We start from the raw sequence: 23,860 nt of genomic DNA, 5'->3' as shown, positions 1-23,860 counted from the left end.
ACTACATAATTATATTATTATACATTTTAAGAAATATTATATTATATTATAGCATAATAATATTAAGAGTAAACTAAATTGTAAGAGGTGTGATATTTGTATTATGTAAATAAAAATAAACGTAAAGTTATAGATTTTAAAAAATATTTAATAATTTTTCTAGTAATAATTATTACCTGTTTTTTAATTTTCATATATGTTTTTGATAAAATAATTGCACCTACAGTATTACTTGTTTCTGATTCTGAAATGCAAGCTAAAACTTTAGATATTATAAATAGCAATATAGCTGAAGTTTATACTGAAAAATTTAATTATAATGATATTATAAAGGTTGAAAAGGATTCAGAAGGGAAAATAAAAATGATTAATGCAGATACTGTAAAGTTAAATGAATTAGCTACAGAAGTTGCAATAAAGTCTCAAAGAGATATAAAAGAGGTAGGTTCTATAGGAGTAAAGATGCCAATTGGTTATATAACTAAAAATAATATAATGTCTTATTGGGGACCTAGTATTACCGTTAAGATGGAACCTATAGGCAAAGTTTTAGTAACTTATGATTCTGTTTTTGAAAGTGCAGGAATAAATCAAACAAGACATAAGATAATAGTTAATGTAAAAACCAATTTAAAAATAATATTACCACTTCAATCAAAGGAGGTTGAGGTAGTAAATCAAATTCCAATTTCAGATACCGTAATAGTTGGAGAGGTACCAAATAGTATTTGGGGTGGAAATGTTCTTAAGGAATTAGATTAAATATTAAAAGGAAGGGATAATCCCTTCCTTTTAATTATTTTCCCAGTTAAATATATAAGGTACATTTCTATAATGGTCCCCATAATTTAAACCATAACCTACAACAAATAAGTCTTCTATTTCAAAACAGCAATAATCTGGCTTTAAATCTACTTTTCTTCTAGAAGGTTTATCTAAAAGAGTGCAAGTTTTAACAGATTTAGCACCTAATTTTTTTACATGGTCTATAACAAAATCCATTGTTATACCAGAATCTATAATATCATCAACGATTAAAACATCTAATCCTTCAATATTGTCAGGAATATCATTTACAACTTTAACTACACCAGTACTTTCTTCACCATGACCGTAACTTGAAGTAGTCATAAAGCCTATTTGAGCTTTAGTATCTATTGCTCTAACTAAATCTGCTGCAAATATGAAACTTCCTCTTAATAAAGATAGAACATAAAGATTTTTATCTTTATAATCCTCAGTTATTTTTTTACCTACGATAGCTATTTGTTTTTTAATTTCATCTTCAGAAAGTAGTATATTTCTATTCTTATCTTCCATTATTTTCTCCCCTAACTATGCCATATTATTTACAATATTGTATTTATAGTATAAAATTAAATGAAAATTGTCAAGAAACACAATAAATATCACGAGGTGGTAATATATGATACACGGAAATACTGATGGAATAAGGAATTCAGTTATAAAAGAATTAGAAGAACTTTATAAAATAACTGTACCAAAGTATAGCATTTGTACAGAAGATATAATAAGAGTTATTTCTAGATTATCTTCACAGATAGAAAGAGAGATAAGTGTTGGAATAAATAGAAAAGGAAAGGTAATAAGTGTGGCTATAGGGGATTCTTCTAGTGTAGAAATTCCTTTAATAGATATACATGAGAAAAGACTATCAGGAGTTAGAATAATACATACTCATCCAAGTGGAGTTTCTAGGTTGTCAGCCTTAGATATATCAGCTTTAATGAAGTTAAAATTAGATACAATAATGGCTATTGCAGTTTATGAAGGAAAAGCAATAGATGCTTCCTTAGGCTTTTGTTATGTAGAAAATGAACTTCTTATAAGTGAAGAAGTTCCTAATTTAAGCATAGAAAATTGCTTACAAATTAATATTTTAGATAAAATAAATCATATTGAAGAAATTATTAAAACAAGTAAGGTTGAGGAAGATGATAGTGAGAGAGCTATTTTAGTAGGTTGTGATACAAAGGAAAGTTTAGATGAGTTAGAAGAACTTGCAAAAGCTTGTGATATTCCTACATTAGAAAAAGTATTCCAAAATAGGAGTAAAATAGATGCATCTTTCTATATAGGAAGAGGAAAGGTTTTAGAAATTGCCAATATAAGACAGTTAACTAGAGCTAACTTAGTAATTTTTGATGATGAACTATCAGGGGCACAGGTTAAAAATCTTGAAGCTAATTTAGGAATTAAGGTAATTGATAGAACAACTCTTATTTTAGAAATATTCTCAAGAAGAGCAAAAACGAGAGAAGCTAAAATTCAAGTTGAACTTGCTCAATTAAAGTATAGAGCTTCTAGACTTATGGGACTTGGAACTGTTATGTCTAGAACAGGTGGAGGAATAGGAACAAGAGGTCCTGGGGAGAAAAAGCTTGAAATAGATAGAAGGCATATAAGAGAGAGAATATATGACCTTCAAGCTGAGCTTAAAAAAATAAAGAAAATAAGGGAAACTCAAAGAGAGAGAAGAAGTAAGGATAAAACATCTCAAGTTTCTTTAGTTGGTTATACTAATGCTGGAAAATCTACTTTAAGAAATACTTTATGCTTAGAGTCTGCATCTACTGTAGCAACTCAAGTTAAGGATAAGGTTTTTGAAGCTGATATGCTTTTTGCAACCTTAGATACCACAACAAGAGCTATAAAACTTCCAGATAATAGAGATATTACCTTAACTGATACTGTTGGATTTGTAAGTAAACTTCCTCATGAATTAGTGGAAGCCTTTAAGTCAACCTTAGAAGAAGTTATTTATTCAGACCTTCTATGTCATGTTGTAGATGCTTCATCAAATAATGCTAAAGAAGAAATTATAGCTGTAGAAAAAGTTTTAGGAGAACTTAAGGCTCTAGAATCAGCTAAAATATTAGTTCTTAATAAAATTGATAAGGCTTCTGAAGAAGAATTAAAAGAATTAGAAGATAAGTATTCTAAAATATATAGTAAGGTAGTAAGAGTTTCTGCAAAGGAAAAAATAAACTTAGATAAATTATTAGAAGCAATAAGTGAAGAATTACCTTATACTTTAAAGAGTAAAGAATATATAATTCCTTATTCAGCACAACAGGTTGTAGCTTATCTTCATAGAAATGCTAATGTAAGTGAAGAAGAGTATAAAGAAGAAGGAACATATATAAAAGCAGAGGTAGATGAAGAAGTAGAAAATAAATGTAGAGAATATGAAGTATAAAAATATTTGATTTTTTGTAATAAAAGCTAAATTCTTTTAGAATTTAGCTTTTATTTATTACATTTTTAAAATCATAAATTATAATATATATAAGTATAATAATAATGATACAAATTTTTAATAGGTAAAGCCTATTTTTAAGAAGATATATTTATATTTTTATTTAAAGGATAATTGTTTATATTTAAGACTTTTTAAAAGGAGAGTTTTTAAGGAGGAAAAAATTTGAGTGAAATAATATTAAAGTATCAAAATTCTTTTAAATCTGTTATAAGAGACCTTGAAAAAAATGATGATGTTATAGCAGTAACTGCCTTTGGAAGTATAATAAATGGAGACATATGGGAAGGCTCTGATATAGATTTATTTGTTATTGTAGATGGAAATTTTAAAGGTATAAGAGATGTTTATGGAGAAGAATTAGGAGTATCTTCACATTTAAAGATAGTTTCTAAAAAGTTTCTAGTTAACTTTTGCCAAGAAGAAATTACAGGTAGCACAATACATAGAAAGTTTATATCTTCAAAATTAATTTTTTGTAAAGACCAAGAAATATCAGATAAATTTACATCAATAAAATATTATACAGAGGCTCATAGTGAAAAGTGGAATCTTGTTTATTTAAGTGATCTTATACAAGATATGAATCTATATAAAAAATGCATTCATAATGAAAATTTTTATGCAGCTTTTGAAGCACTTATGTATTCTGTTGATAGTTTTAGTAGATTGTATTTAAATTTTAATGGATACCTAATAACTAAAAGTTCTACAGGAATGCTTATGAAGTTAGATGAAAATTTTGAAAAAATGGTTAATGGTATTTTTAAAGCTGCAGATAAAGAAGCTTTAGAATATGTGAATTTTTATATTGATAGTTTTCTAGATAGAAATATTAGAGGAATAATAAAAGCCTTAGTTGATTTTATGAAAACTCAAAAAGACTACTTAAGTTCGGAAGAAATAAAAAGGTCAGAGGAGTTTCAAGGATTTAAAATAGATTTTGAAGAATTATTAGGTTATCTTTATAAAAAAAATATAGTAAAAAAAGAGGGGAGAGAAAGATATTCTCCTTGCGGTGCAAAGCTTGTAACAGAGAAGGTATATTTAATTAAAGATAACTTTTAATTTAAGAGGTATTAGATGAATAAATTTAAATTAGAGTTTAAAGAGGGGTTTAGTAAGTATTTATTAATATATGAAAAGATAAAAAGCTTAATTGAAAATGATAAAATTTTAGAAGGAGAAAAATTACCTCCTATAAGAGAACTTTCAAGTTTTTTAAATGTTAATAAGGTAACTATAATAAATGCCTATAAGAAACTTGTTCAAGAAGGATATGCATATCAAGTACAAGGAAGTGGAACTTATGCTAAGAATAAGGATTTAGGTAGAAGTTTTAAACAAGATTATAATGAGTTATTTAGAAAAATTGCTTCAGGTGATTTAAAAAGTTGGATAGATTTTACTGGAGAAACTACAAGTGCAAACTTTTTTAAGGTAGAGAGATTAAAGAATGTTTTAGATAATGTCTTAGTTAGAGATGGAGTAGAAGCACTTATGTATAGCGACCCCTTAGGATATCTAGAATTAAGAAGAAGTATAAATGAGGAGTTTTGGAAGGGAAAAAATAATTTAGATAATATACTTATAATTTCAGGAGCACAACAGGGAATTGATATTGTAGGTAAGTCTTTAGTTAACATAAATGATAATATTTTAGTAGAGAAACCAACCTATGGAGGAGCACTTTTAGTTTTTAAACTTAGAAGAGCTAATATTTTAGAAGTTAAGATGGAAGAAGATGGACCAGATATAGATAAATTTGAGAGTTTATTAAAAAAAAATAATATAAAGTGTTTTTATACAATGAGTTATTTTCAAAATCCAACAGGAATAAGTTGTTCCTTAGAAAAGAAAAAAAGAATAATAGATTTAGCCTATAAGTATGACTTTTATATATTAGAAGATGATTATCTTTCAGAGCTTGTTTATTCAAAAGATTTAGATTACATTCCTTACAGAAGTTTAGATTCAGAAAGAGTAATATATATAAAAAGTTTTTCAAAAATTTTTCTTCCTGGTATAAGAATGGGATATTTAATAGCTCCAGATAAGTTTAAGGAGGAGTTTCAAGCTTTAAAATTTAATAGTGATATAGCAACTTCAAGTCTTATGCAAAGAGCATTACAAGATTATATAGCAAAGGGATATTGGAGAGAGCATATAAAAATATTAAATAAAGAATATTCAAAAAGATATAATTTTATAAGGGAACTTATAAATAATAACTTAGGAAATATGGTATCTTATAGTGAGCCAAAGGGAGGGTTAAATCTATTTTTAAAAATAAATAAGGATGTGAAAATAACATCTAAGGAATTATTTTATGAACTTAAAGATAGACAAACTATAATAACTCCTGGAAGTATATTTTTTAAAAATCCTAATGATGGAGATAACAGTTTTAGAATTGGATTTTCACAAATAGATTATGAGAAAATAAAGAGAGGTATAAAAAACATAGAGGAAGTATTAAAAGGTAGGTGCAATATAAATGAGCTATATAACAGTAAAAAAAGAAGCGGAAGATAGATTTGAAGAGAAAAAATCAGTTTTTATAGGGTATGTTAAGAGAGTTACAACAGAGGAAGAAGCAAAGGAGTTTATAGCAGAAATAAATAATAAGCATAAAGATGCAAGACATAATTGTTATGCTTATGTAATAGGTGAAAATATGGGAATACAAAGGTATAGTGATAATGGAGAACCACAGGGAACAGCAGGAATACCTATATTAGAAGTTATAAAAAAGCAAGGTATAACTGATTGTGTAGTTGTTGTAACTAGATACTTTGGAGGAATTTTATTAGGAACAGGTGGTTTAACAAGAGCTTATACTAAGGGGGCTATAGTAGCTATAAATGCTTCAGGGCTTGTGGAAAAGGTACATGGATTAAGGCTTTCTTTAGAGATAGATTATGACCTTTATGGGAAAATACAATATATATGTGGGCAAAATAATTGGCATATAGAAGATACGGAGTTTACAAATAGTGTTAAAATATATATATTAGCTGAAACAACAAAGGTTAATGAAATGGAAGAAGCATTTATTGAAGCTACAAATGGAAAAGTAAAAATAAACAAGGACTTAGAAGGTGTGTATTTTAAGGAAGGAAATAGACTTTATAAGGAGATTTAAGAATAAATATATAGACAAATGGGCCAAGTTGAATAGAAAAAATCTCTATGATATAATGTTTAAGTGTTATTTTTAGATATTTAAAGAATTTTAAAACAGAGTTTACATATATGTTAGGAGGAATAAATATGTCAGGACATTCAAAATGGCATAATATACAGGCTAAAAAAGGTAAAATGGATGCCAAAAGAGGAAAAATATTCACTAAGATAGGAAAAGAGATTGCCGTTGCAGTTAAAGAAGGCGGAGCAAACTTAGATGGTAACTCAAGATTAAAAGATGCTGTAGCAAAGGCTAAAGCTGCAAATATGCCAAATGATAACATTCAAAGAGCTATAAAGAAAGCTGCTGGTGAGGGAGATTCAGTAAACTATGAATCAATAGTTTATGAAGGATATGGACCATCAGGAGTTGCTGTAATGGTTGAAGTATTAACAGATAATAAAAATAGATCAGCAGGTAATGTAAGAAGTGCTTTCACTAAAGGTGGTGGAAACATGGGAACATCAGGATGTGTTGGTTTCATGTTCCAAAAGAAGGGTGAAATAGTAATAGAAAAAGCTGATTTAGATGAAGATGAGATAATGATGATGGCTTTAGATGCTGGAGCAGAAGATTTTTCATCAGAAGAAGAAGTATTTATAGTTACAACTTCACCTGAAGATTTTGGTACAGTAAGAGAAGCTTTAGAGGAAAATGGATTAGAATTCTTAGAAGCATCAGTTAAAATGATACCAGATACTGAAAGTGCAATAAGTGAAGAAGATGCTAAGAAGTTCCAAAAAATGCTTGATTTACTTGAAGATGACGACGATGTTCAAGAGGTTTATCACAATGCAGAATTCCCTGAAGGATGGGATGAATAAAAATATAAATTAATATAGCACATATTAAGAGGCAATTAATTTTGCTACTTAATATGTGCTTTTTTATTTAAGAATAGTATTTAAGCATATTAAAATAATAGTTTTTTGATAGTTAACATAATAGTAAAGCATAGTTAACAATTATACTATTGTAAAAAATAAATTATAATATATAATGTAATTAATAATTGTTATCAATTAATATTAAATATCATGGAGGAAAAAATGTTAGATCAAAAAACAATAGATATAATTAAAAGTACAGTACCAGTTTTAAAATCTCATGGATTAGAGATTACTAAAACTTTCTATAAAAATATGTTTGAGCAAAATCCAGAGGTTAAGGTTTTATTTAACATGGACAAGCAACAATCAGGAGAGCAACCAAAAGCTTTAGCAATGACAATATTAGCTGCAGCTCAAAATGTAGACAACTTACAGGCTATTAAACCTGTTATAGATAGAATAGGGCTTATACATTGTAATGCAGAGGTTAAGCCAGAGCATTATCCAATAGTAGGAAAGCACTTATTAGGTGCTATAAAAGAGGTTTTAGGAGATGATGCAACAGAGGAAATTATAGAGGCATGGGCTAAAACTTATGAAGTAATAGCTGAAGTATTTATAAACAATGAAAAAGAAATTTATTCTAAAAGATAAATAAAATATAAGACGAGCTTATAAAAATAAGCTCGTCTTTTTTTATTTACAATAAACTTATAAAATAGATTTAATTTTAATCTATTTTATAGTGTCTCTTAGTGAGGTTGAGAATGCTGTCATAAGCATTATTAAAAATAGTAATATAAGTAATAATTCCATGGTACCTCCTTAAGCATAAATAAAATATATTTAAACCTATATAAAGTTTTATATAATTTAAAGTTAAAAACAAATAGTAAAATATAAAACAGATAAGGTTTACATCCTTTAATAATATATTACCATACATATTATGGAAAAACATTAATTCTTATAAAAAAATTTAAAAATTAAGAAGTTTTGTGAAATTTAACGAAGGAGATTAACTATTAAAATAATAATTAACAAATTATAAAGAGAAGTAGTATAATTAAAAAAAGAATTTTACTTGTATAGGAGATGATACTTTATGAAGAGGTTAAATGGAAATTTAATAAGAGTCTCTAAGGAAGTTTTAAAAATAACCTTAAATAAAGAAATTAATGGTAAATTATATTATTCTAATAAATTAGATGGAGAATTAAATTTTATTAGAAATATAGAAAGTGAAAATGAGTTTGAGTTTAAAGACCCAGAGGTAAGAAATAGAACTTTCTATTTTATAAAAGGTGAAAAAGAAAATCTTATGTTAGCAGAAAGATTAGTTCCTCTTAAAAAGTTCTGTAATTTTAGAGATTTAGGTGGATATGAAACAAGAGATGGAAGGTTTATAAAATGGGGATTATTTTATCGTTCCGAAGCTTTAAATAAATTAAGAGGAGAGGATTTAGAATATTTTAAAACCTTAGGAATAAAAAATATCTTTGATTATAGGTCTATAGAAGAAGTAAAGGTAAGTCCTGATAGAGAGGTTGAAGGAGTAAATAACATACATATATCTGCAATGAAGAATTTAGATAATCAAAATTTAAATATGGAATCATATTTAAAAGGAATATTATTAAAGGATAGTAAACAAGAATTACCAGAAAAAATACTTATGGATGGTTATACTGAAATGCCTTTAGATAATTTAGCTTTTAAAGAACTTATAAAAACAGTAGAAAATCCTGATAATTTAGCTATTTTACAACATTGTACATCAGGTAAAGATAGGACAGGTTTAGGCTCTGCCTTAATCTTATTACTTTTAGGTGTTTCAGAAAAAACAGTAATTGAAGATTATATGCTAAGTAATAAATACCTAGAAGGAGAAAATCATAAAATACTTCAGTTTTATGAAAAACATATCTCAAATGAAACCATAAAAGAATTAATTGAAGGGGTTTTAGGAGTTAAAAAGAAGTTTATAGAGCTTAGTTTAAATAGAATAAAAAGTACTTATGGAACTTATGAAACCTACTTTTTAAAAGAATATGGATTAAGCAAAGAGAAAATAGAATTAATAAGAAATAAGTATCTTTATTAGAGAAAAATAAGACTTAGAATATAAATAGTTTATTTTTATATTCTAAGTCTTATTTTTTGTTATATGTACTTTATATTAAAATATGTAACAAATTATTGAAAAAGTATTAATATATGTTACAATTAGTATGTATAAAATTTACTTTTATAACAAATAAAACTTCAAGGGGGATAATTTATGTTAAAGAAGCTTAGTAATAAGAAGATTACAGCTTTAATGGTTGTAATTGCTATGGTATTTAGTATTATATTACCAATACCAGTTAAGGCTGCTGAAATTTCTGAAAAAAGCAATTTAGCTTTAGCAGAAAGTTCAGATAAAAAAACTGTGGATATTCAAATACTTGCAACCTCTGATTTGCATGGAAAGTTTATGAATTATGATTATGCACAGGGAAGAGAGTATTCAGGTGGATTAAATCAAGTAGCTACTGTAGTTAAGGAAGCTAGAGAAAAAAATCCAAATACTTTAGTTTTAGATAATGGAGATACTATTCAAGGAAATTATAATCATTTATTTATGGATAAAGAAAATCCTATGATACTTGCTATGAATAAAATAGGTTATGATGTATATTCTTTAGGAAATCATGAATTTAATTTTGGAATGGATAAGTTAAACAATATTATAAGTCAAGCTAATCCTAATCTTCATGTTTTATGTGGTAACCTTTACAAAAGTGGAAAGAGAGTCTTTAATCCTTATACTTTAAAAGAAGTTGGTGGTTTAAAGGTAGCTATAATAGGAGTAGTAACTCCTCATATAATGAAATGGGACTCTCAAAATTTAAAGGGGTATGAAGCAAAGGACCCAACAGAAGAAGTTAAAAAAATAATAGGTGAAATAAAAGAAAATGGTGGAGCTGATTTATATATTGTAACTTCTCATGCAAGTTTAAATGGAGAGTATGGAGACGGAGATAGTGCAGCTAAAATTGCTGAAGAAAATCCAGAAGTAAGTGTAGTAGTTGCGGGACATAGTCATGATGCTGTTAAATCAGAGTTAAGAGGAAATGCTATAATAAGTGAGCCTGCATGTAGAGCTAAATATGTTTCTAAATTTGATTTAACTTTAGAAAAAGAAAATGGAAAATTAAAAGTTGTTGATAAAAAAGCACAGCTTATAGACCTTAAGGATATTAAGGAAGATGAAGAACTAAATAAAGTACTTAAACCTTTCCATGAGGAAGCTATAAATGATGCAACTGCAAAGATTGGAGAACTAAAGGGTGGGGATTTAGCAAAAGCTGATGAAGTTAAAGGAATTCCTCAATCAATAGTTGAAGATCAAGGGGTTACTGATTTTATAAATGAAGTAGAATTATATAACACTAAAAAGTTTTTAGAGAAAAAAGGAATAGATACAAATAATGCCTATATGGTTTCTTCAGCTGCATTATTTAGTCCTAAAGCTAACCTTAAAGAAGGGGCAATAAGTAAAGCTGATGTTTCTAACATATATAAATTTGACAATAAGTTATATATTGTAAAGACTACAGGAAAACAATTAAAAAAATATATGGAAGAAAACTCTAAATTCTTTAACAAGTATAAAGAGGGAGATTTAACTATATCCTTTGATGAAAATGTCAGAATGTATAAATATGACATGTTTGAAGGGGTTAATTATGAAATAAATATATCTAAAGAACCAGGAGAAAGAATAGAAAATTTAAAATTCTCTAAAGATGGTAAAAATGTTGAGGATAATGATATTATTTATTTAGCAGTAAATGATTATAGATATAATTCAGGCTTAGCTGCAGGAATAATGGATGAAGGTCAATATGAAAAAGTATACGATACAGTAAATGATGATATATCAGCTATAAGAGATTTAATAAGTGATTATATAATAAATGTTAAGCACGGAGAGATAACTAGAAATGTAGATAACAATTGGAAAATAACAGGTAATAATTGGGATGAAAATCAAAGAGCATTAGCTGTTAAGCTTATAAATGAAGGTAAAATAAATTTACCAACTTCTTCAAATGGAAGAACTCCAAATATTAAATCTATAACTGTAGAAGATATTTCAAAGTTTAATGAAGAAATGCCAAAGGAAAATAAAGAGGTTGAAATTCCTATTTTAACTTTTAATGATTTTCACGGTTCTTTAAAAGAAAGTGGTGGAAACCCTGGTGCAGCTAAATTTGTTGGAGAAGTAAAAAGATTAAAAGAAAAAAATCCAAACACTATAGTTGTAAGTGGTGGAGATATGTATCAAGGTAGTGCTTTATCTAATCTTTTAAAGGGTAATCCAATTAGTGATATGAACAAAGCCCTAGGTGTTGATTTTTCTGCAATAGGAAATCATGAATTTGATTGGGGATATGATTTAATTCCAAGTTGGGCAAAAGCTGGAGGATTTGATTTCTTAGCCTCAAATATTTATGAAAAATCTACAGGAGAACCTGTAAAATGGGCTAAGCCTTATGGAATTATTGAAAAAGAAGGAAAGAAAATAGGATTTATAGGTCTTGCAACTCCTGAAACAGCTTACAAAACAAATCCAGATAATGTAGAATCTTTAGAATTTAGAGACACTAACAAAGAAGCAGAAAAGTGGGTTAAATATTTAAGAGATGTAGAAAAAGTTGATGCTGTAGTTGCTTTAACTCATATAGGAAGTCAACAAGATAAGGATACAAAGGAAATAACAGGAGAAGTTACAAATCTTACAAAGGTTAAAGGGCTAGATGCAATAGTATCTGCACATAGTCATATGCCTGTTAAAGGAATTGTTAACGGAGTTCCAATAGTACAAGCTTATAAAAATGGTCGTTCTATTGGTCTTGTAGATTTAAAATTTGATAAAGAAGGAAAATTAAATGTAGAAATAGACCGTATGGATATTTCAAAAAGAATAAGTGAATTACCAGTAGATAAGGATATGGAAAAAACTTTAGAAAAATATGAAAATGAATTATCACCAATATTGGATGTTAAAGTAGCTGATTTAAGTGAAGACCTTCCACATGATAGAGATTTAGGTCTTAGTAAAATGGGAGCTACTGTTACAGAAACTATGAGAAAAATAACAAATGCAGATATAGCAATAAATAATGGTGGTGGAGTAAGAGCACCTCTTAAAAAAGGAATAGTAACTGTAGGAGATATGTACACTATACTTCCTTTTGATAATACTATAGTAACTATGGAACTTAAAGGTAGCGAAATAATTAAAGTTTTAGAGCATGGAATAGCACCTAAAAACTTTGGATGGGGTCAGCATGCTGGGGTGAAATTCTGGTACAATAAAGATGCTGAAGAAGGAAAAAGAATAACTTCTATAGTATTATTAGATGGAAGTAAATTAGACCCTGATAAATACTATAAAGTAGCTACTAATGATTTTATGGCAGCTAATGGAGATGGATATGATTTCTCTAAAGCTAGAAATTTTAAAGATACTAATAAAGTATTAAGAGATGAAATAAGTAATTATTGGAAAGAAAATGGAATAAATCCAATAAGTGATTTATCAACTCTTATTGAAGAAGGAAATAATAATGAAAATTCTGCGCCTGTAATAGAGGAAACTAAAAAAGATTCACAAGGTGTAGGTCAAGAAGAAAATAAAGATAACACTATCATTAAAGATAAAGATTCTAAGGGAGATACTGTAATATCTTTACCTAATACAGGAAATCCTATAGGTATAGAAGCTTTAGCAGTTATTGGATTTATATCAACTCTTACTGGTAGTATAATTATTAAAAAGAAAAATAATAAAGATGTAGCTTAATAAATAAAAAAGTAGCAGAGAAGTCTGCTACTTTTTTATTTTAATAGCTTTTTAGTTATGTTAAAAAGTTAACTAAACTTAACGGATATTTAACAATAAAATGTTGAAAAATATTCGTGAAATGATATAAAATACATATGTATAAAATTTACTTTTGTAATAATAGGAAACCAAAAGGGGGAAAAATATGCTTAAAAAAGTAAGGGATAAAAAAATTACAGCCCTAGCTGTTGCAACTTCAATGGTTTTTGGAATTGCTACACCTATGACTACTGTAATGGCATCTGAAAATTTAGCACCGGAAAACTTAGAAGAGAAAAAAGGTGAAGGTACAAAAAAAGAAGAGGGAGATGTAACTATTCAGATTTTAGGAACATCAGACCTTCATGGTAAATTCATGAATTATGAATATGCTCGTAATGAAAAATCTGATGGAGGATTAAATCAAATATCTACATTAGTTAAAGAAGCTAAAGAAGCAAATCCTAATACTATAGTAGTTGATAATGGAGACACTATACAAGGTAACTTCAATCACTTATTTAGAAATGGTCCAAACCCTATGATTATGGGAATGAATGCAATAGGATATGATGTTTTTTCTTTAGGAAATCATGAATTCAACTATGGAATGGACAACCTTAATAATGTGGTTAGCCAAGCTAATGAAAATTTAGATGTATTATGTGCAAACTTATATAAAGATGGAGAAAGAGTTTATGATGGATATACAACTAGAGAGTTTGATGGAGTTGAAGTAGCTTTAATAGGTGTTGTAAGTCCTCATATAATGAAGTGGGATTCAGAAAACTTAAAGGGATATGAAGCTAAAAATCCTGCTGAAGAAGTTAATCTTGTAATAGATGAGATTGAAAATAGACCAGAGGGTGGTGCTGATGTATATGCAGTAGTATCTCATGTAGGTTTAGAAAGTGAATATGGAAATGGAGATAGTGCAAGAGCTATAGCTGAAATGAATCCAGAGGTATCTGCTATAGTAGCAGGACATAGTCATACAAATATTCCAGAAGAGAAGATAAATAATGCAGTTATAAGTCAACCTACAAGTAATGGACAAATGGTTTCTAAAATAGAATTAACAGTTAGAAAAGATGGAGATAATGTAGAAGTTGTAGGACAAGAGGCAGACCTTATAAGTACAAAGGGAGTAGCTGAAGATGAAAAAATAAATTCCTTACTTTCAGATTTTCACAATAGAGCAATTGCAGATGCAACAGCACCAGTTGGTCAATTAGTTGGTGGAAATTTAGCAGATAAAAATGAAGTAAAAGGAATACCTCAATCTTTAGTTGAAGACCAAGGTATAACAGACTTTATAAATGAAGTGCAATTATATAATAGTAGAAAGCACTTAGAATCAAAAGATATAAATCCAGAGGATGCATACATGGTATCAGCAGCAGCTTTATTTAGTGCTTCTTCAAATTTATATGAAGGAGATATAAGCAAAGCTGATATATCAAATATATATAAATATGACAATAAATTATATACTATAAAAACTACAGGAAAACAATTAAAAAGATACATGGAAGAAAACTCTATGTACTATAACACTTATAAAGAGGGCGACTTAACAGTATCCTTTAATGAAGATGTTAGAATGTATAAATATGATATGTTTGATGGTGTAAGTTATGAAATAAACATATCAAAAGAGCCAGGTGAAAGAATAGAAAATTTAAGATTTGAAAAAGACGGAAAAGTAGTTGAAGATTCAGACGTAGTTTATTTATCAGTAAATGATTATAGATATAATTCAGGCTTAGCAGCTGGAATTATGGAACCAGGTCAACATGAAAAAATATATGATACAAATAATGATGAAATATCAGATATGAGAGATTTAATAGTTGATTATATTCAAAATGTAAAAGGTGGAAAAATTTCTAAAAATGTTGATAATAACTGGAAAATAACAGGAAACGATTGGGATGAAGAACAAAGAGCATTAGCTGTTAAGCTTATAAATGAAGGAAAAATAAAATTACCAACATCAGAAGATGGAAGAACAGCAAATGCTAAAGCTGTAACTTGGGATGATGTATTAGCTGTCGTTGGAGATGGACAAGAAAGTGATGTTGAAATTCCAATAGTTACTTTCAATGATTTTCACGGTTCTTTAGCTGAATCTAAAAGTGATGTAGGGGCAGCTAAATTAGTTGGAGAAGTAAAAAGAGTAAAAGAAGAAAATCCAAATACTATAGTTGTTACAGGTGGAGATATATATCAAGGAAGTGCTATGTCAAACCTTTTAAAAGGAGAACCAGTTACTGCTATGCTAAGAGAAATGGGACTTGAATTTGCAGCAGTAGGTAATCATGAATTTGATTGGGGATATGAGTATATTCCAGATTGGGCAAAAGCAGGAGAGTTTGATTTCTTAGCATCTAATATATATGAAAAGGAAACAGGAGAACCTGTAGAGTGGGCTAAGCCATATGGTATTGTTGAGAGAGAAGGTAAGAAAGTTGGATTTATAGGACTTGCTACACCTGAAACTGAGTACAAAACTAAACCTGATAATGTTGCTCATTTAGAATTTAAAGACCCTGTAGCTGCAACAGAAACTTGGGTAGATTATTTAGAAAATGAAGAAGATGTAGATGCTGTTGTTGTTTTAAGTCACTTAGGAAGTGAACAAAACAAAGAAACAGGAGAAATAACAGGAGAAGTAGTAGATATTGCAAAAGTAGAAGGTGTAGATGCAATAATCTCAGCTCATAGTCATCAAAGTGTAGAAGGAGAAGTAAATGGGGTTCCTGTTATACAAGCTTATAAAAATGGTAGAAACTTAGGTTATGTTAATTTAAAATTTGACGAAAATGGAGAATTAGAAGTTTCAACTAAGTTAGACGATATTTCAAAGAGAAAAGATACTCTTCCTGTTGATAAAAATATGGAAGAAATTTTAGCTAACTTTGAAGAAGAGTTAGGACCTATAATGAATGAAAAAGTTACTGATTTAGCAGTTGATTTACCTCACGACAGAGATGCTGGAGTAAGTCCAATGGGTGCTACAGTAGCAGAAACTATGAGAAGAATAGTTGATGTTGATATAGCTATAACTAATGGTGGTGGTGTAAGAGCACCTTTAATGGCTGGAACTATAACAGTTGGAGATATGTATACAATTCTTCCTTTTGATAATACTTTAGTTACTATGGAAATGAAAGGTTCAGACATAATAAAGGTATTAGAGCATGGAATAGAACCAGAAAACTTTGGCTGGGGACAACATGCAGGAGTTAAGTTCTGGTATAATCCTGAAGCTGAAAGTGGAAATAGAATAACTTCAGTTAGATTAGCTGATGGAACTAAGTTAGAAAATGATAAGTACTATACAGTAGTTACTAATGACTTTATGGCTACAGGAGGAGATTCTTATGATTTCTCAGCTGCTAAAAATGTAGTAGATACAAATTTAGTTATAAGAGATGAAATGACAAATTATTGGAGAGAAAATGGAATTGAGCCAATAACAGATTTATCAACTTTATTAGAAAAAGGTGAAGATACAACAGTTGATGAAGAAAAGCCAGAAACACCAGAAAATCCAGAGTCAGGTAATGGTGGAAACCAAGATTCAGAAAATGGTGAAAATCAAGACTCTGAAAATAATGGAAGCTTACCAAATACAGGTATGCCTATAGGAGCAGGGGCAGTAGGTGCTATAGGAGCTGTTCTAGCTTTAGGTGGATTTATGATATTTAAGAACAATAAAAATAAATCAGCATAAAAAATAAACAATTAGAGAGTGATAGATAATATCACTCTCTTTTTTATTAGTAAAATAAAAAAAGTTGTATAAAAAAAATAAAACTGTTAATAATCACCAATGAGGTGATGGTATGAATTTTAATAAGCTAAAAAATAATAAGAATCTTAAAGGTATAATTTTTATTATTTTAGGAATTTTTATATTTGCAGGTAGTTATATGTTATCTTATTCTTATAATAGTAGAAAAATACAAAAAACAAATGCTAAGGTAATAAAAGAAGAAGAAAAATCCTTAGTAGAAAATTTAAATGTAGTTTTTACAAGAAGAACTTTAGATGACCATGTTGTAGTAGATTATAGAACTACCTTTTCAGAAATGGCTAAAAATGAAAATTTTGAAGGATATAGTGTAGAAGAATTTATTTCGTCTATGGAAGAAGAAGGATATGAGTTGGTTGCTTCTACTGAGGAGGAAATAGTATTTTTAACTGATATGGGAATTTTAGAGCCTAATAAATATTACATAGGAGAAAAGGATGGGTATATAGCTATTTTTAAAACAGGAGAAGACGGAAGAGCCTTTATTGAAAAACCAGAAGATGTTAGTACAAAAAGTATAGAGGATTTACCAGAGGTTGATAGAGAAAAAATAAGTAGTTTTGAAAAAATGTATGATACAAGAGAAGAATGCGAGGAAAACATAACAAATTACATAAGTTAAAATAAAGGTTATTTTTAAAATTCAACTTAAAGGCTATATCTTATTTAAGATGTAGCTTTTTGTATTTTAAAAAAAGCATTGTGTAGTAAAATAGAGTGTTTAGGGTGTTTTTAATGAATAGTAAATTTTGTTTAATTCATTGATAATATTCCTTCTTCATGTTAAAGTATTATATAGATTTAAAGAACTTATTATACACATGGGAGCAAGAATATGTACGAATATATAAGAGGCAGATTTAAAGGTATAAGTAAGGATTATGTTGTACTAGAGTCAAATAATATAGGATATAGAATTTTCACCTCTGGAAATACTATGGCAAATATGCCAAAGGTAGATGAGGAAGAAACTTTATATTTAGAACAAATAGTTAGAGAAGATTTTATAGGATTATATGGCTTTAAAGAGAGAGAAGAATTGGAAATGTTCAAACTTTTATTATCAATAAACGGAGTAGGAGCAAAGGCAGCTTTATCTCTTTTGTCTATAAGCACTGTAAATAATTTAAAATATGCAATAATTATGGGAGATGAAAAGCATATAACAAGAGCTCCTGGAATTGGTAAAAAAACAGCTCAAAGGATTATTTTAGAGCTTAAAGATAAATTAAAATTAGAAGAAATTACTTCAGAGGATGGAGAATTACTACAAGGAATTGATAATAATTTTGATTATAGCCTTAATATAGATGAAACTTTAGGAGCCTTAATGGCTTTAGGATATACAGAAAAAGAAGCAAATAAAGCTTTAGAAAAAGTTGATAAGACTTTATCAATAGAAAACATGATAAAGGAGTCTTTAAAACTTTTAATGCGATAGGAGGTGTAATTAAATGAGCGAAAGATTAGTTACCTCTAATGAAATCGAAATAGATTCAACTAATGAATACAGTTTAAGACCAGAAAAATTAAGTGAATATATAGGTCAAGACAAGGTTAAAGAGAGACTAAACATATTTATAAAGGCTGCTAAAAAAAGAGAAGAAGCTTTAGACCATGTAATTTTATATGGGCCACCTGGGCTTGGAAAAACTACATTAGCTAATATAATAGCAAATGAGATGGGTGGAAACCTTAAAGTAACTTCAGGACCTGCAATTGAAAGGGCTGGAGATTTAGCAGCAATATTAACAACTTTAAATACTAATGATGTTTTATTTATTGATGAGATACACAGATTAAATAGAAGTGTTGAAGAAATACTTTACCCTGCCATGGAAGACTATGTTTTAGACATAATAATAGGCAAGGGGGCTGCAAGTAAATCAATAAGATTGGATTTGCCTAAATTTACATTGATTGGAGCTACTACTAGAATAGGTATGTTAAGTTCACCTTTAAGAGATAGATTTGGTGTATTATGTTCTATGGAATATTACACAACTAGTCAATTAGAGGAAATAATAATTAGAAGTTCTGAAATTTTAGGATGCAATATAACTAAAGAAGGTGCCTTTGAAATTGCTAAGAGGTCAAGAGGAACTCCTAGAATAGCAAATAGACTTTTAAAGAGAGTAAGAGACTTTGCAGAAATTTTATATGATAATGAGATTACAAAAGAAGCTGCAAAAAAATCCTTAGAACTCTTAGAGGTTGATTGTGAAGGTTTTGATAGAATTGATAATAAAATTTTAGAAGCCTTAATAGACAATTTTGGTGGTGGTCCTGTGGGAATTGAAACTTTAGCTTACTTTGTAGGAGAGGAATTAGATACTATAGAGGATGTTTATGAACCATACCTTTTACAAAGGGGATTTATAGTTAGAACGCCAAGAGGAAGGGTTGCAACTGAAAAGGCTTATAAACATTTAGGAAGAAGTAAATTAAAGGAGTCTATTAAAGATTCTAATCAATATACATTATTTGAAAAATAAAATAGAGAAGGTGTAATTAGATGAAAGTAAGTGATTTTTATTTTGATCTCCCAGAGGAACTTATAGCACAGTGTCCTCTTGAAAAGAGAGATTCTTCAAGATTAATGGTTTTAGATAAGGAAACTGGAGAGATTGAACATAGAAAGTTTCATGACATATTAGAATATTTAAATGAAGGTGATACGTTAGTTTTAAATAATACTAGGGTTTTACCTGCTAGACTTATAGGAGAAAAAGAAGGAACCGGTGGAAAAATAGAATTTCTTCTTTTAAAGAGAATAGAAGGAGATAAATGGGAGTGTTTAGCTAAGCCAGGCAGAAAAGCTAAAGTAGGAACAGTTTTTACTTTCGGAAATGGAAAGCTTAAAGCTATAGTTAGAGAAATTGGTGAGGAAGGAAATAGAATAATAGAGTTTAAATATGATGGAATATTTGAACAGGTTCTAGATGAATTAGGTCAAATGCCTCTTCCACCTTATATACACGAAAAGTTAGAAGATAAGGAAAGATATCAAACAGTTTACTCTAAGGAAAAGGGCTCAGCAGCTGCACCAACAGCAGGCTTACATTTTACTGAAGAATTATTAAAAGAGATTAAAGATAAAGGTGTTAATATAGCATATTTAACTTTACATGTAGGATTAGGTACTTTTAGACCTGTTAAGGTTGATGATGTAAATAATCATGTTATGCACTCAGAGTATTATAGTTTAGATAAAGAAAATGCAGATATAATAAATAAGACTAAGGAAGAAGGGAAAAGAGTTATTGCAGTAGGAACAACTTCTTCAAGAACCTTAGAAACTATTGGTGATGAAAATGGAAGAGTTAGAGAACAAAGTGGATGGACAGATATATTTATATATCCTGGATATAAGTTTAAAATTGTAGATAATTTAATTACAAATTTCCATTTGCCAGAATCAACATTAATAATGCTTGTTTCAGCTTTAGCAGGACAAGATAACATAATGAATGCTTATAACACCGCAGTAAAAGAAAAGTATAGATTCTTCTCATTTGGAGATTCAATGTTTATAAAATAAAAGCAAAGGAAGGACTTTTTTCATGACTAAAAAAAGATATACTCTTTTAAAAAAAGACGGAAAAGCTAGAAGAGGTGAGTTTGTAACTCCTCATGGCACAATTCAAACACCGGTTTTTATGAATGTAGGAACATTAGCAGCTATAAAGGGTGCTGTTTCTTCAATGGACTTAAAGGAAATAGGGTGTCAAGTAGAGCTTTCTAATACATATCATTTACATTTAAGACCAGGAGATAAGGTTGTAAAGCAAATGGGAGGACTTCATAAATTTATGAACTGGGATAGACCTATTTTAACTGATTCAGGTGGATTCCAAGTTTTCTCCTTAGCAGGTATGCGTAAGATAAAAGAAGAAGGAGTTTATTTTAACTCTCATATAGATGGTAAAAAAATATTTATGGGACCTGAAGAAAGTATGCAAATACAAAGCAATTTAGGTTCAACTATAGCCATGGCTTTTGATGAGTGTATACCTAACCCATCAAGTAGAGAATATGTTGAAAAGTCAGTTGCAAGAACAACAAGATGGCTTGAAAGATGTAAAAAAGAAATGGATAGATTAAATTCCCTTGAGGATACTGTAAATAAGGAACAAATGCTTTTTGGTATAAATCAAGGTGGAGTTTATGAAGATATAAGAATAGAACATGCTAAAACTATAAGAGAAATGGACTTAGATGGATATGCTATTGGTGGTTTAGCAGTTGGAGAAACGCATGAGGAAATGTATAAAGTTATAGATGCTGTAGTGCCACATTTACCAGAAGATAAGCCTATATACTTAATGGGAGTTGGACTTCCATCAAATATATTAGAGGCTGTAGAAAGAGGAGTAGACTTCTTTGATTGTGTTTTACCAGCTAGAAATGGAAGACATGGTCATGTTTTCACTAAAGAAGGTAAAATAAACTTAATGAATGCTAAATTTGAATTAGATTCAAGACCAATAGACGAAGGATGTCAATGCCCTGCATGTAAAAATTATACAAGAGCATATATAAGACATTTATTTAAGGCTAAGGAAATGTTAGCTATGAGATTATGCGTTCTTCACAATCTATATTTCTACAACAAGCTTATGGAGGAGATAAGAGAGGCTATAGATGGCGGATACTTTGCTGAGTTCAAAGCTAAAAAGTTAGAAGAATGGAATGGAAGAGCTTAATAATAAATTTAAAATAAAAGAAGGGAGTGGCTAATGTGAATTTTCAACAACTAGCAACAATGATACTACCATTTATCTTAATGTTTGGTGTATTTTATTTCTTGCTTATTTTACCAGAGAAGAAAAGAAAGAAAAAGTATGATGCTATGCTAAATGAACTAAAGGTTAATGACAAAATCATAACTAGAGGTGGAATCATAGGTAAAATAGTAAAAATAAACGAAGATAGCGTTGTAATAGAAAGTACTCAAGACAGAACAAAGATTGAGTTTTCAAAACAAGGTATAAGCTCAAAAATTGACTAGTTTATTTTAATATGGATAGCTGTTTTAATGGTTTTTTAACCATTAAAATGGCTATTTTTTATTTAAAGTATTGAATTTTATAGTATAATATGAAAAAATAAGGATGATAAATCAAATTAGCTTTTTAAAAAGAACTTTAAAATTAAACCTTAACATGTTATAATATTAAAGATAGTTTTGATTGGAGGAAGAGTAAATGAAGCGTATAAAAACAGTAAACAAGTCAAGCTTAAAGAAAAGTTTATGTAAACCAGCAGATTGCAGAGAGTGTGCAAACTCATGCCAATCAGCTTGTAAAACATCAGCAACAGTAGCAAACTTAGCTTGTGAAAATTAATTATAAAAATTCTTAAGTGGCAGTAACTTTTAAAGTTGCTGCCATATTTCTAGTTAGGAGGAAATATTGTGTCATTAATTCATAAATTTATGCAAGGTGGCGAGTATTACGTAGTAGACGTAAACTCAGGAAGTGTTCATATTGTAGATGACCTTATTTACAATATGTTAGATGATGATAATAAATTAAGTAGTAAGGAAGTTTTAATTGAAAAATTAAAGGATAAATATCCAGTTGAAGAAATTGAAGAAGCATACGAAGATTTACTTCAATTAGTAGAAGAGGAAGCATTATATTCAAAGGATTTATATGAAGAAGTAGCAAAAGAAAGTGATAAAGCACCTTCTCATATAAAGGCTTTATGTTTAAATGTTGTACATGATTGTAATTTAAGATGCAAATATTGTTTTGCAGATGAGGGAGAATATAAGGGATGTAGAAAGCCTATGAGTGCTGAAGTTGGTAAAAAGGCTATAGACTTTGTTTTAGCAAACTCAGGTGGAATAAAGAACATAGAAGTTGATTTATTTGGTGGAGAACCATTAATGGTATTTGATACTATAAAGGAAATTATAGATTATGGTAAGAAAAGAGGAGAAGAAGTAGGTAAAAACGTAAGATTTACTATGACTACTAACGCTACTCTTTTAAATGATGAAAGAATTGATTATATAGATAAAAATATAGGAAATATAATTCTTTCAATAGATGGAAGAAAAGAAGTAAATGATGCTGTTAGAATAAGAGTTGATGGCTCAGGAAGCTATGATAGAATTCTTCCAAATATAAAGAAAATGGTTGAAAAGAGAGATCCAAGTAAGCAATACTATGCAAGAGGAACATTTACAAGAAATAATACAGACTTCTTCCAAGATGTAATGGCTCTTGCTAATGAAGGGTTTACTGAAATTTCAATAGAACCTGTTGTTCTTCCAGATGAACACGAACTATCAATAAGAAGAGAAGATTTAGAAACTATCTATGGGGAATATGATAAATTATATGATGAAATGGTTAGAAGATTAGAAGAGGGAGATAACATATTTAAATTCTATCATTTTAACATTGACTTAAATGGTGGTCCTTGTGTTTATAAGAGAATAGCAGGCTGTGGGGCAGGGCATGAATACATTGCTGTAACTCCAGATGGAGAAATATATCCATGTCATCAGTTTGTTGGAAATACTGACTTTTTATTAGGAAATATATATGATGGAGAAATAAAGAAGGATTTATCAAAAGAATTTAAAGAAGCTCACATATATAATAAGCCAAAATGTAAAGAGTGTTGGGCAAGATTTTACTGTAGTGGTGGATGTCAAGCTAACAACTTTAACTTTAATGGAGACATTCATGTTCCTTATGAAATAGGATGTGAAATGCAAAAGAAAAGAATAGAGTGTGCTATAGCTTTAAAGACAAAAACTATGGAAGCTGAATAAAAATATAATATTAATATTGGTTGCCATATATTGACTATATGGCAACATATTAATATAATTTAGTTTATCAGAGAAAAT

General features: G+C 28.9%; 19 protein-coding genes. 18 read left to right on the top strand and 1 reads right to left on the bottom strand.

Going from position 1 to position 23,860, the window contains the following annotated elements:
* Window positions 1-96: 96 nt before the first annotated feature.
* Window positions 97-762 (top strand): sporulation protein YunB, encoded by a 666-nt coding sequence (yunB, locus tag AC4FRL_RS05830; protein WP_491139264.1) that lies wholly within the window; start codon window positions 97-99, stop codon window positions 760-762.
* Between the two features lie 30 nt (window positions 763-792).
* Here yunB and hpt read toward each other — a convergent pair whose 3' ends face one another.
* Window positions 793-1,320 carry a hypoxanthine phosphoribosyltransferase gene (gene hpt / locus AC4FRL_RS05825; protein ID WP_491139263.1) on the bottom strand — a complete coding sequence of 176 codons (528 nt, stop codon included), beginning with the start codon at window positions 1,318-1,320 and terminating at the stop codon, window positions 793-795.
* A gap of 106 nt (window positions 1,321-1,426) precedes the next feature.
* Here hpt and hflX point away from each other — a divergent pair, with 106 nt between their 5' ends.
* From hflX to scfB, 17 genes are all read left to right on the top strand, one after another.
* Window positions 1,427-3,220 (top strand): GTPase HflX, encoded by a 1,794-nt coding sequence (hflX, locus tag AC4FRL_RS05820; protein WP_491139262.1) that lies wholly within the window; start codon window positions 1,427-1,429, stop codon window positions 3,218-3,220.
* A 225-nt stretch (window positions 3,221-3,445) separates the two neighbouring features.
* Window positions 3,446-4,348 (top strand): nucleotidyltransferase domain-containing protein, encoded by a 903-nt coding sequence (locus AC4FRL_RS05815; protein ID WP_491139261.1) that lies wholly within the window; start codon window positions 3,446-3,448, stop codon window positions 4,346-4,348.
* A gap of 15 nt (window positions 4,349-4,363) precedes the next feature.
* Window positions 4,364-5,815 carry an aminotransferase-like domain-containing protein gene (locus AC4FRL_RS05810; RefSeq protein WP_491139260.1) on the top strand — a complete coding sequence of 484 codons (1,452 nt, stop codon included), beginning with the start codon at window positions 4,364-4,366 and terminating at the stop codon, window positions 5,813-5,815.
* Window positions 5,778-6,425 (top strand): YigZ family protein, encoded by a 648-nt coding sequence (locus AC4FRL_RS05805; protein ID WP_491139259.1) that lies wholly within the window; start codon window positions 5,778-5,780, stop codon window positions 6,423-6,425. Before AC4FRL_RS05810 ends, AC4FRL_RS05805 begins: the two co-directional genes overlap by 38 nt.
* Before the next feature lie 128 nt (window positions 6,426-6,553).
* Complete coding sequence (locus AC4FRL_RS05800; RefSeq protein WP_491139258.1) at window positions 6,554-7,291, top strand: YebC/PmpR family DNA-binding transcriptional regulator; 738 nt, start codon at window positions 6,554-6,556, stop codon at window positions 7,289-7,291.
* A 225-nt stretch (window positions 7,292-7,516) separates the two neighbouring features.
* Window positions 7,517-7,951, top strand: coding sequence for a globin domain-containing protein (locus tag AC4FRL_RS05795; RefSeq protein WP_491139257.1), 435 nt, complete (start codon window positions 7,517-7,519; stop codon window positions 7,949-7,951).
* Window positions 7,952-8,402: 451 nt separating this feature from the next.
* Window positions 8,403-9,401, top strand: a complete 999-nt coding sequence (locus tag AC4FRL_RS05790) for a tyrosine-protein phosphatase (protein ID WP_491139256.1) — start codon at window positions 8,403-8,405, stop codon at window positions 9,399-9,401.
* Between the two features lie 177 nt (window positions 9,402-9,578).
* Window positions 9,579-13,151, top strand: a complete 3,573-nt coding sequence (locus AC4FRL_RS05785) for a multifunctional 2',3'-cyclic-nucleotide 2'-phosphodiesterase/3'-nucleotidase/5'-nucleotidase (protein ID WP_491139255.1) — start codon at window positions 9,579-9,581, stop codon at window positions 13,149-13,151.
* 187 nt (window positions 13,152-13,338) lie between these two features.
* Window positions 13,339-16,911: a multifunctional 2',3'-cyclic-nucleotide 2'-phosphodiesterase/3'-nucleotidase/5'-nucleotidase gene (locus AC4FRL_RS05780; protein ID WP_491139254.1), complete on the top strand. Its 3,573-nt coding sequence runs from the start codon at window positions 13,339-13,341 to the stop codon at window positions 16,909-16,911.
* Window positions 16,912-17,023: 112 nt separating this feature from the next.
* Window positions 17,024-17,614, top strand: coding sequence for a hypothetical protein (locus tag AC4FRL_RS05775; protein WP_491139253.1), 591 nt, complete (start codon window positions 17,024-17,026; stop codon window positions 17,612-17,614).
* A 213-nt stretch (window positions 17,615-17,827) separates the two neighbouring features.
* Entirely contained in the window at window positions 17,828-18,433 is a 606-nt protein-coding gene (gene ruvA / locus AC4FRL_RS05770; RefSeq protein ID WP_491139252.1) for a Holliday junction branch migration protein RuvA, read from the top strand.
* A 13-nt stretch (window positions 18,434-18,446) separates the two neighbouring features.
* Window positions 18,447-19,487, top strand: coding sequence for a Holliday junction branch migration DNA helicase RuvB (gene ruvB, locus AC4FRL_RS05765; RefSeq protein ID WP_491139251.1), 1,041 nt, complete (start codon window positions 18,447-18,449; stop codon window positions 19,485-19,487).
* 20 nt (window positions 19,488-19,507) lie between these two features.
* Window positions 19,508-20,533 carry a tRNA preQ1(34) S-adenosylmethionine ribosyltransferase-isomerase QueA gene (queA, locus tag AC4FRL_RS05760; RefSeq protein ID WP_491139250.1) on the top strand — a complete coding sequence of 342 codons (1,026 nt, stop codon included), beginning with the start codon at window positions 19,508-19,510 and terminating at the stop codon, window positions 20,531-20,533.
* A gap of 22 nt (window positions 20,534-20,555) precedes the next feature.
* Complete coding sequence (gene tgt / locus AC4FRL_RS05755) at window positions 20,556-21,698, top strand: tRNA guanosine(34) transglycosylase Tgt (RefSeq protein ID WP_491139249.1); 1,143 nt, start codon at window positions 20,556-20,558, stop codon at window positions 21,696-21,698.
* Window positions 21,699-21,733: 35 nt separating this feature from the next.
* Window positions 21,734-22,003, top strand: coding sequence for a preprotein translocase subunit YajC (gene yajC, locus AC4FRL_RS05750; RefSeq protein WP_491139248.1), 270 nt, complete (start codon window positions 21,734-21,736; stop codon window positions 22,001-22,003).
* 196 nt (window positions 22,004-22,199) lie between these two features.
* Window positions 22,200-22,340: a six-cysteine ranthipeptide SCIFF gene (gene scfA, locus AC4FRL_RS05745; protein ID WP_003451489.1), complete on the top strand. Its 141-nt coding sequence runs from the start codon at window positions 22,200-22,202 to the stop codon at window positions 22,338-22,340.
* A gap of 68 nt (window positions 22,341-22,408) precedes the next feature.
* Window positions 22,409-23,782 (top strand): thioether cross-link-forming SCIFF peptide maturase, encoded by a 1,374-nt coding sequence (gene scfB / locus AC4FRL_RS05740; RefSeq protein WP_491139247.1) that lies wholly within the window; start codon window positions 22,409-22,411, stop codon window positions 23,780-23,782.
* Window positions 23,783-23,860 lie beyond the last annotated feature (78 nt).

It is taken from the genome of Clostridium sp. TJA032, assembly GCF_058310275.1.
Note: the sequence above shows the minus strand (reverse complement) of the source record. Positions and strands in the feature narration are given on the sequence as shown.

Bases quoted from the DNA above. Each gene is read 5' to 3' on its own strand.
- ruvB (WP_491139251.1), top strand. From the start codon at position 18,447: ATGAGCGAAAGATTAGTTACCTCTAATGAAATCGAAATAGATTCAACT.
- AC4FRL_RS05795 (WP_491139257.1), top strand. From the start codon at position 7,517: ATGTTAGATCAAAAAACAATAGATATAATTAAAAGTACAGTACCAGTT.
- AC4FRL_RS05805 (WP_491139259.1), top strand. From the start codon at position 5,778: ATGAGCTATATAACAGTAAAAAAAGAAGCGGAAGATAGATTTGAAGAG.
- tgt (WP_491139249.1), top strand. From the start codon at position 20,556: ATGACTAAAAAAAGATATACTCTTTTAAAAAAAGACGGAAAAGCTAGA.
- ruvA (WP_491139252.1), top strand. From the start codon at position 17,828: ATGTACGAATATATAAGAGGCAGATTTAAAGGTATAAGTAAGGATTAT.
- queA (WP_491139250.1), top strand. From the start codon at position 19,508: ATGAAAGTAAGTGATTTTTATTTTGATCTCCCAGAGGAACTTATAGCA.
- AC4FRL_RS05775 (WP_491139253.1), top strand. From the start codon at position 17,024: ATGAATTTTAATAAGCTAAAAAATAATAAGAATCTTAAAGGTATAATT.
- AC4FRL_RS05810 (WP_491139260.1), top strand. From the start codon at position 4,364: ATGAATAAATTTAAATTAGAGTTTAAAGAGGGGTTTAGTAAGTATTTA.
- AC4FRL_RS05780 (WP_491139254.1), top strand. From the start codon at position 13,339: ATGCTTAAAAAAGTAAGGGATAAAAAAATTACAGCCCTAGCTGTTGCA.
- hpt (WP_491139263.1), bottom strand. From the start codon at position 1,320: ATGGAAGATAAGAATAGAAATATACTACTTTCTGAAGATGAAATTAAA.
- AC4FRL_RS05790 (WP_491139256.1), top strand. From the start codon at position 8,403: ATGAAGAGGTTAAATGGAAATTTAATAAGAGTCTCTAAGGAAGTTTTA.
- scfA (WP_003451489.1), top strand. From the start codon at position 22,200: ATGAAGCGTATAAAAACAGTAAACAAGTCAAGCTTAAAGAAAAGTTTA.
- AC4FRL_RS05785 (WP_491139255.1), top strand. From the start codon at position 9,579: ATGTTAAAGAAGCTTAGTAATAAGAAGATTACAGCTTTAATGGTTGTA.
- hflX (WP_491139262.1), top strand. From the start codon at position 1,427: ATGATACACGGAAATACTGATGGAATAAGGAATTCAGTTATAAAAGAA.
- AC4FRL_RS05800 (WP_491139258.1), top strand. From the start codon at position 6,554: ATGTCAGGACATTCAAAATGGCATAATATACAGGCTAAAAAAGGTAAA.